Origin of the sequence: Glutamicibacter sp. 2E12 (assembly GCF_050030965.1) — a bacterium.
Taxonomy (GTDB): domain Bacteria; phylum Actinomycetota; class Actinomycetes; order Actinomycetales; family Micrococcaceae; genus Glutamicibacter.
On sequence record NZ_CP188297.1, the window covers coordinates 685764 to 701392 of the forward strand.

The following is a 15629-nucleotide window of genomic DNA, read 5'->3' on the forward strand; positions in this document are numbered from 1 at the left end:
AGGAATATGCGCTTCCACATATTGAGACGTGACCTGAGAAAACGGTTTTTACACTTATATCAGAGTCGGTAGCCAAAGTGAATGGCGTCACAAGAGCTTGTATTACGGCATTAATGGCAAAAGGACGGCATCTCCCTGAATGCAAGGGAAATGCCGCCCTGGAAAAGTTCTTCAGAACCTACCGATGACGGTGCAGGCGACGTGCCGCTTCGGCCAGCGAACCGGACAACGACGGGTAAACGGTGAAGGTTTCAGCCACGTCATCAACATGAAGGCTGTTCTGGACCGCCAGTGCCAGCGAGAAGATCAATTCACTGGCACGCGGAGCAACCACAACACCGCCGATAACAGTGCCCGAGCCCTTGCGGGAAACGATCTTCACGAAGCCCTGGTCCACGTTCATCATCTTGGCGCGAGCGTTGGTGTTCAGGTCAACCTTGATGATGTTGGCCTGGTACTTGCCCTCGGCAACCGCACGCTGGGTCACACCCACGGTAGCGATTTCCGGGGAGGTGAAGACGTTGGATGCCACTAGATCCAGGTTCAATGGCTTTACCGAGTCGCCGAGCAGGTGGGCCACGGCAATGCGGCCCTGCATGGCTGCTACCGAAGCCAGGGCGAAGACGCCCGTGCAGTCGCCGGTAGCGTAGATGTTGGTTGCGGTAGTGCGCGAAACGCCATCGACCTTGATGTGGCCCGAGTCGGTCAGCTGCACACCGGCTTCTTCCAGACCCATGTTGGCGGTATTGGGGATGCCGCCCACTGCAACCAGGCAGTGGCTGCCTTCGAGCACGCGACCGTCCGCCAAGGTGACCAGCACCCTGTCGCCCTGGCGCTCCACGCCCTCGGCGCGAGCCTGGGAAACAACGTTAACGCCGTTGTCCTTGAAAGCATCTTCCAGCACGCCAGCTGCGTCTGCATCCTCGCCGGGCAGCACGCGGTCGCGCGAGGAAACCAGCGTGACCTTGGCACCGAGCAAGTTGTACGCCGAAGCGAATTCTGCACCGGTAACGCCGGAGCCTACAACGATCAGGTGTTCAGGCACCTCGTTCATGTTGTAGATCTGGGTCCAGTTGAAGATTCGCTCGCCATCAGGCTTGGCGGTAGGCAGTTCGCGCGGGTGGGCTCCCACGGCAATCAGCATGGCGTCCGCTTCGATTTCCTGCTCGGAACCATCCGGGTGCGATACGGCAACCGTGTGGTCGTCCAGCAAGCGGCCCTCGCCGATCACGATGCGCACGCCAGCGCGTTCGAGGGTGGTGCGGATATCCGAGGACTGCTCCTTGGCAAGATCCAGCAGGCGGTGGTTCACCACCGAGAAGTCGGTGACGGCCGAGTCGAGGCCGTCAACGTGGACTCCAAAGGTCTCTGCGTGCTTCACCCGGCGCACTGCGTCCGCCGTAGCGATCAGGGTCTTGGAGGGCACGACGTCGGTCAGCACCGCTGAACCGCCCATGCCTGCACGCTCCACGACGGTGACATTGGCGCCCAGCTGGGCTGCACCCATGGCAGCTTCGTAGCCGCCAGGTCCTCCGCCGAGAATAACTAAACGGGTTGCTTCATTCCTACGATCTGCGCTCACATTCACTATTGTTCACCATGCACGGTGATTGCGCACATCGAAGCACGATCCCGGAACGTGATTTTGAATCTGAAGCACTAGTTTCACCTGACAAAGCGCCCCGCTACCGGTAGCGTATTTCCCGTGACTGATATGCAAAATGACCCACAGGTCCTGGCGGCACAAGCTGCCCAGGCAATCGCCGAACAGACCGGCGTCGAAAAACACGACATCGCGGTGGTCCTGGGCTCCGGTTGGGGCCAGGCCGCCGAACTCATCGGCGAAACCACCCACACCCTGGATGCCGCCTCCATTCCAGGCTTCCATGCCCCGGCCGTACCCGGGCACAAGGGCAGCATCTCCTCGATCCTGACGTCCACTGGAAAGCGGGTCCTGGTTCTGGGTGCCCGCACCCATTACTACGAGGGGCGCGGCGTGCGCGCTGTCGTCCACCCCATCCGCACCGCGGCAGCTGCCGGCTGCGAGCAGCTGGTGCTCACCAACGGTTGCGGCGGCCTGAATCCGGACTGGACCCCAGGCACCCCGGTAATGATCTCGGACCACATCAACTTGACTGCCGCCTCCCCTTTGGAGGGCGCGACCTTCGTTGACCTGACCGACCTGTACTCCTCGCGCCTGCGCGAGATTGCCCTCGCAGTTGATCCGACCCTGGATCAGGGCGTGTACGCGCAGTTCACCGGACCGCACTACGAAACCCCGGCCGAAGTCCAGTACGCCAAGGTGATCGGTGCTGATTTGGTCGGCATGTCCACCGCATTGGAAGCAATAGCCGCCCGCCATGCAGGCATGGAGATCTTCGGTATTTCCCTGGTGACCAACCTGGCCGCCGGCATCAGCCCGGTGCCGCTGAGCCACGAGGAAGTCATCGAGGCCGGCCAGGCCGCCGGTCCGCGCATCTCCAAGTTGCTGGCACAGATCATCGCGAAGCTCTAAGCCTCGCATTATCGGCGCAAAGAAGCAGTCAGTGTCCTTCGAAGGGAAATCAGTGAATCACACGCAGAAAATCCAGTTGCTTGATGCGGCGGGCCAATGGGCAGCCCAGGATCCCGATCCGCAAACGCAGGAAGAACTGCAATTACTGATCCAGCGCGTCACCGACGGCGACGCGCTGGCCTTCGAGGACATCGCCGACCGCTTCAGCGGCGTCCTGGAATTCGGCACCGCAGGCCTGCGTGCCGAATTGGGCGCCGGCCCGATGCGCATGAACCGTGTGGTGGTCCTGCGCACCGCTGCGGGCATCGCCCGTTTCCTGGGCGAAAAGGCCAACGGCGGATATGTCCCGAAGGTCGTCATCGGATTCGATGCCCGTTTCAACTCGGATGCCTTCGCCAAGGATTCAGCCGCCGTCTTCGCCGCTGCCGGTTTTGAGGTGCTGCTGATGCCCTCGGCCTTGCCGACCCCGGTGCTGGCTTGGGCCGTTCGTGAATTCAGCGCGGAAGCCGGTGTCATGGTCACGGCCAGCCACAACCCCCCACGGGACAACGGCTACAAGGTATACGTTGGCGGCAGGATCACCGATGCGTCGGGCCGCGGGGCCCAGATCGTCTCCCCGATCGATGCGCAGATCGCTTCCTTGATTGACCATGACCAGCCAGTGGCGCAGATCCCGCTGGCACAGTCCGGTTGGGAAGTGCTCCCGGCCCCAGGCGAAGAAGGCGATATCGAGGCAGCCTATCTCGCTTCCATCCACCCGATCATCGAAGCTAACCAGCCGCAGGGCCTGGTACGCAAGAATCTGCGAATTGTGGTTTCGGCAATGCACGGCGTGGGTGGCCACACCATGCGCCAAGCCCTGCTGAACGCTGGTTTCGACGACGTGCACATGGTCGTTGAGCAGGAACACCCCGATCCGCTTTTCCCTACCGTGAAGTTCCCTAACCCCGAGGAGCCAGGGGCCATCGACCTGTCGCTGGAACTGGCCCGCACGGTCGGCGCTGATCTGGTCATTGCCAATGACCCCGATGCCGACCGTTGCGCGGCTGCCATCCTCGACGGCGGCAGCTGGCGGATGCTGCGCGGCGACGAGGTAGGTTGGCTGCTCGGAGACCAGGTCTCCAAGACCTTGCCAGAGGGCAAGAAATTGGCCAATTCCATCGTGTCTTCGCGCATGCTGGCAGCCATCGCCAAGGACGCCGGACGCGAGCACGAAGAAACCTTGACCGGATTCAAGTGGATCTCACGCGTTGAGGACCTGGGCTACGGCTACGAAGAAGCCCTGGGCTATTGCGTAGCCCCGGAACTGGTGCGCGACAAAGACGGGATTTCTGCCGGGATCGTCCTGGCCGATCTGGCTGCGCAGTTGAAGGCCTCTGGCAGCTCCATCCCGGACCGCCTGGATGAACTGGCCGCCAAGCACGGCGTGCACGTCACCGACCAGCTCTCCCTGCGCTTCACCGACTTGGCGCAGATCCCGGTGCTCATGGAAAAGATCCGCAAGAACGCGCCGGCCTCGCTGGGCGGCTCCGAGGTTTCCGAGGTGACCGACCTGTCGATGGGCACCGAGAAGCTCCCTGCGACCAACGCCATGGTCTTGCATACATTTTCCGGTGCACGCGTGATCGTTCGGCCCTCGGGAACGGAACCGAAACTCAAGTGCTACTTGGAAACTATTGAGCCGGTCGATGATCTGGCCGAGGTCCCTGAAGCCCGCAAACGCGCTACCGCGCAGGTCTTGGCAATCAAGGATGAATTGGCAGCTTACCTGAATGCCAACTAGGCTTACCCCTTCGAGACCTTCATTTGAAATGATTGAAATCTTTATTGTTAGAGGAAATGATGACTGAACTAAGCGCCCGCGAGATCGCAAGCTACATCGATCACACCCTGTTGGCTCAGAATGCTTCCCGCGAACAAGTTGTGCAGATCTGCGAGGAAGCCAAGAAGTACGGCTTCAAGTCGGTCTGCGTCAACCCGTTGTGGGTTTCCACCGTTTCGCGCGAGCTGGAAGGCTCGGACGTACTGACCTGTTCGGTCATCGGTTTCCCGCTGGGTGCCTCGGCCACCGATACCAAGGTATTCGAAACCAAGCACGCAGTTGCAGACGGTGCCAACGAAATCGACATGGTGATCGACGTTGCCGCCGCCCTGCGTGGCGATCGGGATGCCTTGGTCAACGAGATCTTCGCCATTGCGCAGGCCGCGCATGAAGGTGGAGCCATCTTGAAGGTCATCATCGAAACCTGCTTGCTCACCGAGGAAGCCAAGGTCCTGGCCTGCGAGGCCGCAAAGGCCGCTGGCGCTGATTTCGTCAAGACTTCCACCGGTTTCTCCACCGGCGGCGCGACCGTCGAAGACGTCGAGCTGATGCGCAAGACCGTCGGCCCGGAAATGGGTGTCAAGGCCTCGGGCGGCGTTCGCAGTGTTGAAACCGCGCGCGCCATGATTGCGGCCGGTGCGACCCGGCTAGGTTCTAGCTCAGGAGTTGCTATCCTAGAGGGAGAGCAAAGCGGTTCCAGCTACTAGGAAATCGCACCAATCCGTTTTCCCAAGGAGAAAAAGTGTACTCGAACGGCAAGAACACTGCCCATTCCGGTGAAGGCCGCCTTGTCGGCAATATCGTCAACCTCGTGATCTTCTTCGTGATGTTCTCGGCTGGCGTCTACACCTTGGGCTACTGGACCCTTGAGGTTGCTTGGTGGCCGACCCTGGTCAGCTTCGCTCTGATGTTCCTGGCTTTCGCTATCCCGATGCACCTGATGGGTCGCGCGGAAAAGGCTGAGGATCTGGTTGCGGCAGCTAACGCCCACCAGAATTAATTAGAACTTTTCAAGAGAGGGAAACCCGTGTCCGGGTTTCCCTCTCTTGCGTTTAAGCTGCCTTGCCTCGCTTAGACTGGCCCCATGGAATCATGGGATCAGCGCATCGAAGAATTCTGGAACTCAGCCAATGGCAAACGCTCTGAACAGTTGCGCACCGAACTGGCACTCCTGGTGCAGGGCAAGGATCCGCAGGATCCGCGGGTGCTCTTCGAGGTCGCGTCCCTGCACGACTACCTAGGGGAAGAAGAACAAGCGGTCGGCCCCTACCGGGCGGCACTGGAAGCTGGGCTGGAAGCGCCAAGGCACGATGAAGCGCTGCTCCAGCTAGCCAGCACGCTGCGCAATCTCGGGCAGCACACCCAGTCCATCGAACTGTTGCAGCAGATCACTGCCGATTCACCGATCTTTACCGACGCCCAGGCCTTCCTGGTTCTGGCCCTGCACGATGCCGGGCAATCCACCGAAGCGGTCCAGCTGGCGGTCAGCGCATTAGCGCGCCATGCCTCGCTCTACGCCCGGGCGATCAAGGGCTACGCCGGAGAACTGGCCTCGCCTGCTGCCTCGGGCCAGCGGTAGCAAACGCCGGCCAGCAGCCTGCCGGAAAAGGCATGCTACTGGCCCGCGAGTTCAACCGAATCAGTCCTTTGCTGCCGGTGCGGGTGTTGGCTCGAAAATAGCGTAGAGCAGCTTCTCCGCCCACTCCAGGATCTCCCCGTCGGCCAAGTCCCGTCCGCCAATGGGCGAGGTCTTGGGCTTCGGGATGAAGATCGAATTCAGCGCCGGCTTGTTCGCAGCCCCCGGGTACAGGCGTTCCAAGCGCACCTGGCGCGAAGCTGGCAGGTCTTCAATTCTGGCCGGAGCCAGCTTGATGTGGTTGCCGACCTGCTGGATATCATGCAGCCCCGCAGCACGCGCGCGAATACGCAGGGCCGCCACGCGCATGAGGTTCTCCACCGGAGTTGGAAGCTTGCCATAGCGATCCACCAGCTCATCGCGGACTTCACCCAGCGCCTCGTCGGTCTCGGCCTGGGCAATGTTGCGATAGGCTTCCAAACGCAGTCGTTCACCAGGTACATAGTCGTGTGGCAGGTGGGCATTGACCGGCAGGTCAATCTTCATCTCGGCGGCTTCTTCCTCGCCTTCGCCCTTGTAATCGGCCACGGCCTCGCCTACCAGGCGCAGGTACAAGTCGAAGCCCACACCGGCGATATGCCCGGACTGCTCGCCACCCAGCAGATTACCGGCTCCACGCAGTTCCAGGTCCTTCATGGCCAGCTGGTAGCCGGAGCCAAGCTCGTTGTGCGCGGCAACGGCTTTCAGGCGCTCCAGGGCGACCTCCCCCAGCGGTTTCTCTACATCCCACAGGAAGTAGGCGTAGGCACGCTCACGGCCGCGCCCAACGCGCCCGCGCAGCTGGTGCAGCTGGGACAGGCCGTAGTTGTTCGCGCGGTCCACAATCAGCGTGTTCGCATTGGAAATATCCAGGCCGGTTTCGATGATGGTGGTGGAGACCAGCACGTCGAATTTCTTCTCCCAGAAGTCCTGGATGATCCGCTCCAGCCGGGATTCGCTCATCTTGCCATGGGCTACCTCCACGCGCGCTTCGGGGGCCAGCTCGCGCAATTCGGCCGCCACCCGCTCAATGGAGCTGACCCGGTTGTGCACGAAGAACACCTGGCCATCACGCATCAGCTCACGCTTGATGGCCGCGGAAATCTGCTTGTCGCTGCGTGGACCCACGTAGGTCAGCACCGGATGGCGTTCTTCGGGCGGGGTCGCCAAGGTGGAGGTTTCGCGGATGCCGGTCAGCGACATCTCCAAGGTACGCGGGATCGGGGTGGCGCTCATCGCCAGCACATCCACGTTGGTGCGCATCTTCTTGAGCTCTTCCTTGTGCTCCACTCCGAAGCGCTGTTCCTCGTCAATGATGACCAGGCCCAGGTTCTTGAACTCCACGTTCTTGGAGAGCAGGCGGTGGGTGCCGATGACAATATCCACGCTGCCGTCCTTGAGGCCGGCCAGGATTTCCTTGGATTCCTTGGCGCTCTGGAAACGCGAGAGGGTCTTCACGCGGACCGGGAAGCCCGAATAGCGTTCGGTGAAGGTCTGGTGGTGCTGGGAAGCCAGCAGGGTGGTAGGAACCAGCACGGCAACCTGCTTGGAGTCCTGGACGGCCTTGAAGGCGGCGCGAACCGCGATTTCGGTTTTGCCAAAGCCCACGTCACCGGAAATCAACCGGTCCATCGGGATTTCCTTCTCCATATCGGATTTCACCTCGTTGATGGCGGTGAGCTGATCCGGAGTCTCGATGAACGCGAAGGCTTCCTCCAGCTCGTTCTGCCACGGGGTGTCTGATGCGAAGGCGTGGCCACGGCTGGCCATGCGTGCCGAGTAGAGCTTAATCAGGTCGCCAGCAATTTCCTTGACGGCCTTGCGCGCCTTGGACTTGGTGCTGGCCCAGTCCGAACCGCCCATTTTGGACAAGGTCGGCGCTTCGCCGCCGACATACCGGGTGACCATATGCAGCTGGTCCATCGGGACGAACAGACGGTCCCCCGGGGCTCCGCGCTTGGAAGAGGCGTACTCCGCCACCAGGTACTCGCGCTTGGCATCCTTGCCCGAGCCATTGACCTTGCGGGCCACCAGCTCGACGAACTTGCCGATGCCGTGCTGTTCGTGGACGATGTAGTCCCCGGCCTGCAGGCTCAGCGGATCAACGGCATTGCGCTTGCGCTTGACCGTCAGCTTGCGGCCCTTGCGGTTCGGGTACGCGCTGGAGCGGCCCAGCAAGTCTGCTTCGGTGAGCAGTCCCAGCTTCAGTTCCTCGAAGACAAACCCGCGGCCGGCGGTGGCCTGGGTGATCTCGATCAGTCCAGCGGTGGGTTCCGCGGACAGGTCATCCACCCTGTGTGCCGGGATCTTGAACTCGGCGAAAAGCTCCGAGAGGCGGGCTGCCGGGCCGGGACCCTCGGTAGCCACGACGAAACGCCATTGGTCCTTGACGCGTCCGGCGATGAATTCCATCATCGCCTCGATGTCGCCCTGGTAGCCGTGCGGTTCACGGGCCGGGACACGGATGGTGGCCGCGCCCAAATCCAGCTCGTCATCGGCACCCAGGGAGGTAATAGCCCACCAGGAAACCTTGGCGGCTTGTGCGTGTTCTACTGTTTCTGCCAGCGAGGCAAAATCGCCGGTAGCCAGCTTTCGCTCGGAATCCGCGGTGGTCAGATCCAACGGAGCGCTGGCTCCATCCGAAGCCGAAGCCCACGCGGCAGCCAGGAATTCGGCATTGGTGGCGTTCAGGTCATGCGCGCGGGCGCGCACGCGCTCTGGCTCCATCACCAGCGCAATGGACGATTCCGGCAACAAGGACAGCAGCGGAACCATCTTGTCCACCAGCAGCGGAGCCAAGGATTCCATGCCTTCAACAGCGATGCCGCCGGCAATCTTGGTGAGCATTTCCTGGGCCGCCGGGAAATGGTTCTTCAGATTCGCTGCCCGGCTCATCACCTGCGGGGTGATGAGCATTTCACGGCAGGGCGTGGCAATGATCCGGGTGGGACCGGGATCATCAGTGGACCGCTGATCTGCGATGGCGAAGAATCGCATCGAGTCGATCTGGTCCCCGAAGAAATCAATGCGGACCGGATGGTCCAATGTCGGCGGGAAAACATCGATGATGCCACCACGCACCGCAAACTCGCCGCGGTGCGTCACCATGTCCACTCGGGCATAAGCCGCAGCAGCCAAGTCCTTGATGACTTTATCGAAGCCCGGCTCGGCATCCAGTTCCAGGATGACCGGGCGCAATTCGCCAAGGCCGGCGACCAACGGCTGCAGCACGGCACGAATTGGAGCAATGATGATGTTTAGGCTCTCATCCCGGTCGTGCAGGCGGCGCAGCACTTCCAGGCGGCGTCCCACGGTATCGCTTCGCGGCGACAAGCGCTCATGGGGCAAGGTTTCCCAAGAAGGGAACTCGGCGATCTGGCCTGCCGGGAGGTAGGCACCCAGTGAGCTGGAGACTTCTTCGGCTTCACGGCCGGTCGCGGTGACGATGAGCGTCACCCCCGAATGCTTGCTTTCACGCAGCGCCTGGCTGATATGCGCCGAGAGGATCGGTCGCATGCCCTGCGGGGCCGCGATTTCCAGCTCTTCGCTGCGCGTCGGGTAGTCATGAGCTGCGCGTTGCCCAATACGCCTGAAGGAAGGTTCCTCGCGCAGGAAATCATGAAGTCCGCTTAGGCTCATGGGGGTTCGGGTCCTCTCATGCAGACGCTTGGCCGGGTGCATTCATACTGTATTACGTCGAAACGACACCACGAACGCCGACCGTAAATGTTTTTCCACGGCCGGAAACGTCAATATGCTGTTTTGGGTGCAGTCCTAGCCTACCCAATGCGGCTTTGCAGATAGTGTTAATACTGTCCGTTGCCGGGCCTGCGATTTCGTTGCCCGGCCACTTAGATTTCCAGATTGGGATTAGCTTTCATGGCATTGAACGCAAGCACTCAGATCGCCCACCCTGCAGACCAGGTCATCGCTACGCTTAGCGATCGTGGCTTTGCCGAGCACCTGACCAAGGTCGCCAACGGTTCCTTGACCGATTTCTCCGTGAACGGCGATACCGCAGGCGCCTTCACCGTGACCACCGTTCGTTCGGTCCCCACCGATCGCGTTCCGGATATCGCCCGCAAGTTCGTTGGCGCGACCATCGAGATCACCCAGGTAGACCAGTGGACAGCACCAGATGCTGCCGGCAACCGCTCGGCTACGGTAAAGATCTCCGTTGCCGGTGTTCCGGTGACCGTCAGCGGCACCGAACAGCTCAAGGCCCAGGGCGAAACTTCCGAATTCTCCATCGACGCCAAGGTTTCCTCGTCGATTCCATTCATCGGCGGCAAGTTGGCTTCGGCTGCGGAGCCTTACCTGGGCAAGGCACTGAATTTGCAGGCTGCTCAGGTCAATGCCTGGCTTTCGAAATAAGCCACTCCGAATAGTTACGTTTCACATTCAGTCCGGGACGTGCGATTTCTCGCAAAGCGTCCGGGGATTTGTGCTCTGAAGCACTGTTCGCGCTAGGGTTGGTGACAGGTGTGCCGGGAAGTCTGGTCGGCGAGAAATATTCATTTAACGAAGTAAGCGAGTTAAAAGCATGACCCAAACTCCGTCTTCGGGTTCCAGCAAGAACCTGTTTTCGCGCCCCAGTTATAAAGAATCGGTCCGTATCGGCGATATCCTGCGCAAGGAGACCGTCGGTGGCATGGTTCTCATCGCCGGCGCTTTGCTGGCGTTGGTTTGGGCTAACACCCCGTTGCGCGAGTCCTACTTCGCTCTGCGTGATTTCCACTTCGGACCGACCCTTTTCGGTGTGGATCTGAATCTGTCCATCGGCCACTGGGCTGCCGATGCTCTGCTGGCGGTGTTCTTCTTCCTGACCGGCTTGGAGCTGAAAAAAGAATTCGTCATTGGCGATCTGCGCAATGCGAAAACGGCAGCCGTACCGGTAGCGGCCGCTTTTGGCGGCGTGCTGGTGCCGGCATTGATCTTTGTCGCTATCGCTTCCATGTCCGGTGGCGGTGAGTTGTTGCGTGGCTGGGCCATTCCAACCGCAACAGACATTGCGTTCGCCGTGGCTGTGCTCGCGGTGATTGGTTCGGCGCTTCCCGCAGCGCTGCGCATCTTCCTGCTGACTCTGGCTGTAGTCGATGACCTGATCGCTATTGTCATTATCGCCGTCGTATTCACCGATGACCTGAAGCTGTCCTACCTGGGCCTGTCGCTGATCCCCATCATTCTCTTCACGGTCCTTGCCCGTTTCCTTGGCAAGTTCTTCGCCAAGCGTGCGTGGGCCGCGTGGGCAATCCTGCTGCCGCTGGGTGTCATTACCTGGATCTTCGTCTTCGGCTCCGGCATCCACGCCACCATCGCCGGTGTGGTCTTGGGCTTCTGTGTCCCGGTCAAGCGCACCGATGGCCGTGACGGCATCGGCCTGGCTGAACGATTCGAGCACCGTTTCCGCCCGCTGTCCTCCGGCATATGCATTCCCATCTTCGCCTTCTTCGCCGCCGGCGTGACCGTGATTTCCCCTGACAATGGCAGCGGCGGCCTGCTCACCGATCCGGTGTTCTGGGGCATCGTGCTGGGTCTGGTGCTCGGCAAGCCGATCGGCATTATGGGCTCGACCTGGGTGCTGACCCGGTTCACCAAGGCCTCGCTGGACAAGGATGCCCGCTGGGGCGACCTGCTGGGTGTCACGTTGCTGGCAGGTATCGGTTTCACCGTATCCCTGCTGGTCTCCGAATTGTCCTTCGGGTTGGAGTCGGCGCACTATGAGCATGCCAAGGTAGCAATCCTGGCTGGTTCATTCGTTGCCGCGATCCTCGGTGCCCTGTGGCTGATTCCCCGTAACCGCCGATACAAGGTCATCCACGAGCGCGAGACCCGCGATGCCGATAAGGATGGCATCCCTGATGTGTACCAGCAGGACGACGAAGGAAAGTAGCCTTCTGGAATCCTGAAGAAATAGCTCGGGCGCCGGCTTCCACATGTGGAAGCCGGCGCCCGAGCTATTTGGTTTTGCTACTATTTGCGGGCCTCGTGCATGGCGACCTCAGCGGCTACCCAAGCGAGCATTGCGCACTTGACGCGTGCGGGGAACTTGGAGACGCCGACGAAGGCAGCGGCGTCTTCCAGCACCTCTTCATCCGGCTGGAAGTTTCCCTTGGAGCGCATCATCTCGCGGAAATAGTCCCGCTTTCCAAGAAATTCTTCCTTGGTCAGTTCAGGCAGCATCTCGGCCAGCACCGAAGCAGAGGCCATGGAGATGGAGCAGCCATCGCCTTCCCAGCTCATCGAAGTGAAATGCTCCTGGCCATCGAGCTCTACGCGGACACGGATCTGGTCGCCGCAGATCGGGTTGTGCTGGTGGGACTCGCCGTGCAGCAATCCTTCGGTGGTCTCGACCAGCGGCGAACCGATACGGCGCTTCGAGTGGTCCAAGATGACCTGTTGGTATAGCTGATCCAATTCGTTCATTTAAACTCCAAAGTATTCGCGCACGGAGCTCAAGGCCTCAAGCAGGGCCTTGATGTCTTCTTCCGTGTTGTACAGATAGGTGCTGGCGCGGGTCGTGGAATTCACGCCCAGGGCGCGGTGCAGCGGCTGCGCACAGTGGTGGCCCACGCGTACCGCAATGCCGCGCGAGTCGAGGTACTGGCCGACATCATGCGGGTGCACCCCGATCACTTCAAACGGGACAGTACCGATACGCTGCGCGTCGGCCGGACCGAAAACGCGCACGCCTTCGATTTTCGAGATGCCCTCATAGAGCATCGCTCCGAGGTGCTCTTCCCAGGCCGCGATACGGCCCATGCCGATTTCATCCAGGTAGCTGACTGCGGTAGCCAAGCCGTGGGTCTGGGCGATGCGCTGGGTACCGGCCTCGAAACGCTGCGGCGATGGCATGTACTCTGCGTGCTCCATGTCCACCACGGTGATCATCGATCCACCCGTGAGGAACGGTGGCATTGCGTTGAGCAGTTCTTCACGCCCGTAGAGTGCGCCGATTCCGGTTGGGCCGAGCATCTTGTGGCCGGAGAAGGCCATGAAGTCAACGTCCAGGGCTTTCACGTCGACCGGCAGGTGAGGCACGGACTGGCATCCGTCCAGCACGGTCAGGGCGCCGACCTTGCGGGCAGCGTCAACGAACTTCTGGGTATCGGTGATGGTGCCCAGCACATTCGAAACGTGGGTGAAGGCAACGAGCTTGGTTTTCTCGGTAACCAGCTCATCAAGCAATTCGTAGCGCAGTGCACCGTCTTCGGTGACGGGCACATAGCGCAGCGTAGCACCGGTGCGGAAAGCCAGTTCCTGCCACGGGATCAGGTTCGCGTGGTGTTCAAGTTCGGTGGTGAGGATTTCATCGCCCGGGCCCAAGCGGAATCGGGCCGCGGCCTCTCCCCCGCGCCCCAAGGAGGCATTGGACATCGAGTAGCTGATCAGGTTCAGCGCTTCGGTGGCATTGGCAGTCCACACCAGTTCGTTGGTGCGTGCACCGATGAACTTGGCGACCTTCTCGCGTGCTTCCTCATAGATCTCGGTAGCTTCAACTGCCAAGGAATGCGCACCGCGGTGTACTGCTGCGTTGGCGTTCTCGTAGTAGTGCTGCTCGGCTTCATAGACGCAACGCGGCTTCTGGCTGGTGGCGCCGGAGTCCAGGTACACAACGTCAACGCCGTTGACTTGGTGCTCCAGAATTTCAAAGTCGGCCTTGATGCGCTCAACTTCTCCAGCTGTCAACGCCTCAAGGGCTTCTGGCTGACCGGTCATCGTGTGCACGTGGTCCTCCGAATAATTGTCATGGATGCCGGACAGGCCGTGGCAAAGAATCGTCACAGGCCTATTAGGCAAGGGGTACATTGGGTAATTATTCCACTCCGGGCCTCGAAGCACATCTAAGTTAGGCCTTAGTAAGGAACGCCTCGGTCCATAGCTTTCCTAATTTAATGAAGTCGAGGACCTCTGCGGACCGTTCAAGTCCCCAGCGGTCCCCGCTTGGCTTCACCGCGCCCCATAGGGATCAGCGGTCAGCTAATATGGAATTTTGCCTGGGCAGCTTCCAATCCCGAGTTCATCAGCAATTCCACTGCGTCAGCGCAATTGTCGATCAGAAACGGAAGATCGGCCTTTTCGGTCTTGGAGAAGTCCTGCAAAACCCATTTGGCAGTATCCATGCGGCCCGGAGGGCGCCCAACGCCTGCGCGCACGCGCAGGTAGTCCTTGGAGCCCATGGCCTTTGAGATATCCCGCAGGCCGTTATGCCCGCCTTCACCGCCACCGCGCTTGAGCTTGATGGTATCGAAGGGAATGTCAATCTCGTCGTGCACGACAATCAGCCGGGCGGCATCGATTCCGAAGAACTTCGCCGCGTTAGCTACCGGCCCGCCCGAAAGATTCATGAAAACCATGGGCTTGGCCAGCACGATGCGTGGACCGCCAACCCCCATGCGTCCTTCGACAACCTGGGAACGCGAGGAGTGGGTCTTGAATTTCGAGCCGACTCGATGTGCCAGCTCATCGAGCACCATCTGCCCGATATTGTGTCTATTGCCAGCGTAGCCGGACCCGGGGTTCCCGAGTCCGGCTACGAGCCAAGTTCCATCACTCATGATGCTCAGCTAAAACCTAGTTCGCTGTAATTAGGCAGCGATGATCAGGTCCATGTGATCAACGGTGCGGTTCAGCGCGTGGATCTGGATGTCCTTGATGGTGGTCTTCACGGTCTTGCCTTCGATGTTCAGAACCAGCTCAACACCGCGGTCGCGAACGGCCAGGGTGGTTTCGCGGCCTGGAAGCAGTACGTGCTGTGGCTCGGAGCCTGCACCGTAGACAACTGCTGGGATCTGGCCATCGCGGCGAGCCTGGCGGGCAGCGCCCTTGCCGAAATCGCTACGTACAACGGCGTCAAGGTTGACAGATGCCATGATAATTCTCCTTAGGAAATGAATGCTTCGTTAAGGCCCTTGCGTGGACTCGGGAAGCATCCAACATCTAGGAGATGAAAGAGCTTTTCCGGCCTTGTCGATAACGGTCCCACCATTGCTGGTGTTTCCCTCGCCTGGGCACAGTCAACAATTCTACCAGCTGCCATCGCCAACGGGAAAACCTGTAGCGAACGCCACTATTCCTGGATTCCGCTCAACGGCTTTGGAAAATAAAAGTATCGTCCAGCGTAAAGCCGTGGGCGTCATCGCAGCGATAACCGCGCAGCCACGGCACTCCATCCACCATCCGCAGATAGAATCCGCGCGGGAATTCCTGATCGCCGGGTGCCGCGGAAGCGACGGTCAACGAATCAGCCGGCTTCTTCCCATCACTGAGCACTGAATTGCTGGAAGACGCTTGGTCCAGAAAATCCAGTCGCAGATACGGGCCGGTCATGGCGGGGCATAGCTGCATTCCCCTGCTGACGGCGCGCTCGAATATCCGGGGCAATGTTGCTCCGGCGTCCAAGCCCAGCTGTTGCAGATTCCGGCTTATCAGGGTGAGATTGTTCGCCGTCACAACCTCATCGAACATTGGGTGCCGCAGCAACTGCTTCGCATAGTCATTGAGCTGGACCCCGGCTTCTACCAATCGTTGCTGCAGCTGCGCACGTTCGAATCCTCCGATGGCCACCTGCCGTATTCCAAATTCCATGCTGGCCTTTCCGGGTCTTGGTCTAGCCTAGCGTTCGCTTAACCGCCTCTGGCCGGCACCCTAAGGTGCCGGCCAGAGGCGTTGCGAAA

13 protein-coding genes and 1 pseudogene are annotated in these 15629 nt (G+C 60.4%); 7 read left to right on the forward strand and 7 right to left on the reverse strand.

Going from position 1 to position 15629, the window contains the following annotated elements:
• Positions 1-178: 178 nt before the first annotated feature.
• A complete protein-coding gene (locus ACP3TE_RS03170) occupies positions 179-1588 on the reverse strand; it encodes an NAD(P)H-quinone dehydrogenase (RefSeq protein ID WP_181148819.1) in 1410 nt (469 codons plus the stop codon).
• 126 nt (positions 1589-1714) lie between these two features.
• Between ACP3TE_RS03170 and ACP3TE_RS03175 the strand changes: the two genes are divergently transcribed.
• The 5 genes from ACP3TE_RS03175 to ACP3TE_RS03195 all read left to right on the forward strand — a co-directional run bounded on the left by ACP3TE_RS03175 (position 1715) and on the right by ACP3TE_RS03195 (position 5916).
• Entirely contained in the window at positions 1715-2515 is an 801-nt protein-coding gene (locus ACP3TE_RS03175; protein ID WP_133833244.1) for a purine-nucleoside phosphorylase, read from the forward strand.
• A gap of 52 nt (positions 2516-2567) precedes the next feature.
• Entirely contained in the window at positions 2568-4298 is a 1731-nt protein-coding gene (locus tag ACP3TE_RS03180) for a phospho-sugar mutase (protein ID WP_426735265.1), read from the forward strand.
• A gap of 59 nt (positions 4299-4357) precedes the next feature.
• The gene (deoC, locus tag ACP3TE_RS03185) at positions 4358-5044 is read left to right on the forward strand and encodes a deoxyribose-phosphate aldolase (RefSeq protein ID WP_402696468.1); all 687 of its coding nucleotides are present in this window, start codon (positions 4358-4360) and stop codon (positions 5042-5044) included.
• A 35-nt stretch (positions 5045-5079) separates the two neighbouring features.
• A complete protein-coding gene (locus ACP3TE_RS03190; RefSeq protein WP_105657110.1) occupies positions 5080-5337 on the forward strand; it encodes a hypothetical protein in 258 nt (85 codons plus the stop codon).
• 84 nt (positions 5338-5421) lie between these two features.
• Complete coding sequence (locus ACP3TE_RS03195; protein ID WP_105657109.1) at positions 5422-5916, forward strand: tetratricopeptide repeat protein; 495 nt, start codon at positions 5422-5424, stop codon at positions 5914-5916.
• 60 nt (positions 5917-5976) lie between these two features.
• Here the strand turns inward: ACP3TE_RS03195 and mfd are convergent, their stop codons facing one another.
• A complete protein-coding gene (gene mfd / locus ACP3TE_RS03200; protein ID WP_105657108.1) occupies positions 5977-9591 on the reverse strand; it encodes a transcription-repair coupling factor in 3615 nt (1204 codons plus the stop codon).
• A 240-nt stretch (positions 9592-9831) separates the two neighbouring features.
• On the opposite strand from mfd, the gene ACP3TE_RS03205 reads away from it, so the two are divergent.
• Both ACP3TE_RS03205 and nhaA read left to right on the forward strand, forming a co-directional pair.
• Positions 9832-10326 (forward strand): DUF2505 domain-containing protein, encoded by a 495-nt coding sequence (locus ACP3TE_RS03205; RefSeq protein ID WP_105657107.1) that lies wholly within the window; start codon positions 9832-9834, stop codon positions 10324-10326.
• 169 nt (positions 10327-10495) lie between these two features.
• Entirely contained in the window at positions 10496-11845 is a 1350-nt protein-coding gene (gene nhaA / locus ACP3TE_RS03210) for a Na+/H+ antiporter NhaA (RefSeq protein ID WP_426735267.1), read from the forward strand.
• Between the two features lie 80 nt (positions 11846-11925).
• Here the strand turns inward: nhaA and sufU are convergent, their stop codons facing one another.
• The 5 genes and pseudogenes from sufU to ACP3TE_RS03235 all read right to left on the reverse strand — a co-directional run bounded on the left by sufU (position 11926) and on the right by ACP3TE_RS03235 (position 15519).
• Positions 11926-12378, reverse strand: a complete 453-nt coding sequence (gene sufU, locus ACP3TE_RS03215; RefSeq protein WP_426735269.1) for a Fe-S cluster assembly sulfur transfer protein SufU — start codon at positions 12376-12378, stop codon at positions 11926-11928.
• Positions 12379-13671, reverse strand: coding sequence for a SufS family cysteine desulfurase (locus ACP3TE_RS03220; RefSeq protein ID WP_105657292.1), 1293 nt, complete (start codon positions 13669-13671; stop codon positions 12379-12381).
• Positions 13672-13928: 257 nt separating this feature from the next.
• Complete coding sequence (pth, locus tag ACP3TE_RS03225; protein WP_105657104.1) at positions 13929-14510, reverse strand: aminoacyl-tRNA hydrolase; 582 nt, start codon at positions 14508-14510, stop codon at positions 13929-13931.
• Between the two features lie 42 nt (positions 14511-14552).
• A pseudogene (locus ACP3TE_RS03230) lies at positions 14553-14825 on the reverse strand (50S ribosomal protein L25); the annotation flags it as partial.
• Between the two features lie 214 nt (positions 14826-15039).
• Positions 15040-15519, reverse strand: coding sequence for a hypothetical protein (locus tag ACP3TE_RS03235; protein ID WP_426735272.1), 480 nt, complete (start codon positions 15517-15519; stop codon positions 15040-15042).
• Between the last annotated feature and the right edge of the window lie 110 nt (positions 15520-15629).

Excerpts from the sequence above, each read along its gene's own strand:
- ACP3TE_RS03175 (WP_133833244.1), top strand. The coding sequence starts at position 1,715 with ATGCAAAATGACCCACAGGTCCTGGCGGCACAAGCTGCCCAGGCAATC.
- deoC (WP_402696468.1), top strand. The coding sequence starts at position 4,358 with ATGACTGAACTAAGCGCCCGCGAGATCGCAAGCTACATCGATCACACC.
- ACP3TE_RS03195 (WP_105657109.1), top strand. The coding sequence starts at position 5,422 with ATGGAATCATGGGATCAGCGCATCGAAGAATTCTGGAACTCAGCCAAT.
- mfd (WP_105657108.1), bottom strand. The coding sequence starts at position 9,591 with ATGAGCCTAAGCGGACTTCATGATTTCCTGCGCGAGGAACCTTCCTTC.
- ACP3TE_RS03205 (WP_105657107.1), top strand. The coding sequence starts at position 9,832 with ATGGCATTGAACGCAAGCACTCAGATCGCCCACCCTGCAGACCAGGTC.
- nhaA (WP_426735267.1), top strand. The coding sequence starts at position 10,496 with ATGACCCAAACTCCGTCTTCGGGTTCCAGCAAGAACCTGTTTTCGCGC.
- sufU (WP_426735269.1), bottom strand. The coding sequence starts at position 12,378 with ATGAACGAATTGGATCAGCTATACCAACAGGTCATCTTGGACCACTCG.
- ACP3TE_RS03220 (WP_105657292.1), bottom strand. The coding sequence starts at position 13,671 with ATGACCGGTCAGCCAGAAGCCCTTGAGGCGTTGACAGCTGGAGAAGTT.
- pth (WP_105657104.1), bottom strand. The coding sequence starts at position 14,510 with ATGAGTGATGGAACTTGGCTCGTAGCCGGACTCGGGAACCCCGGGTCC.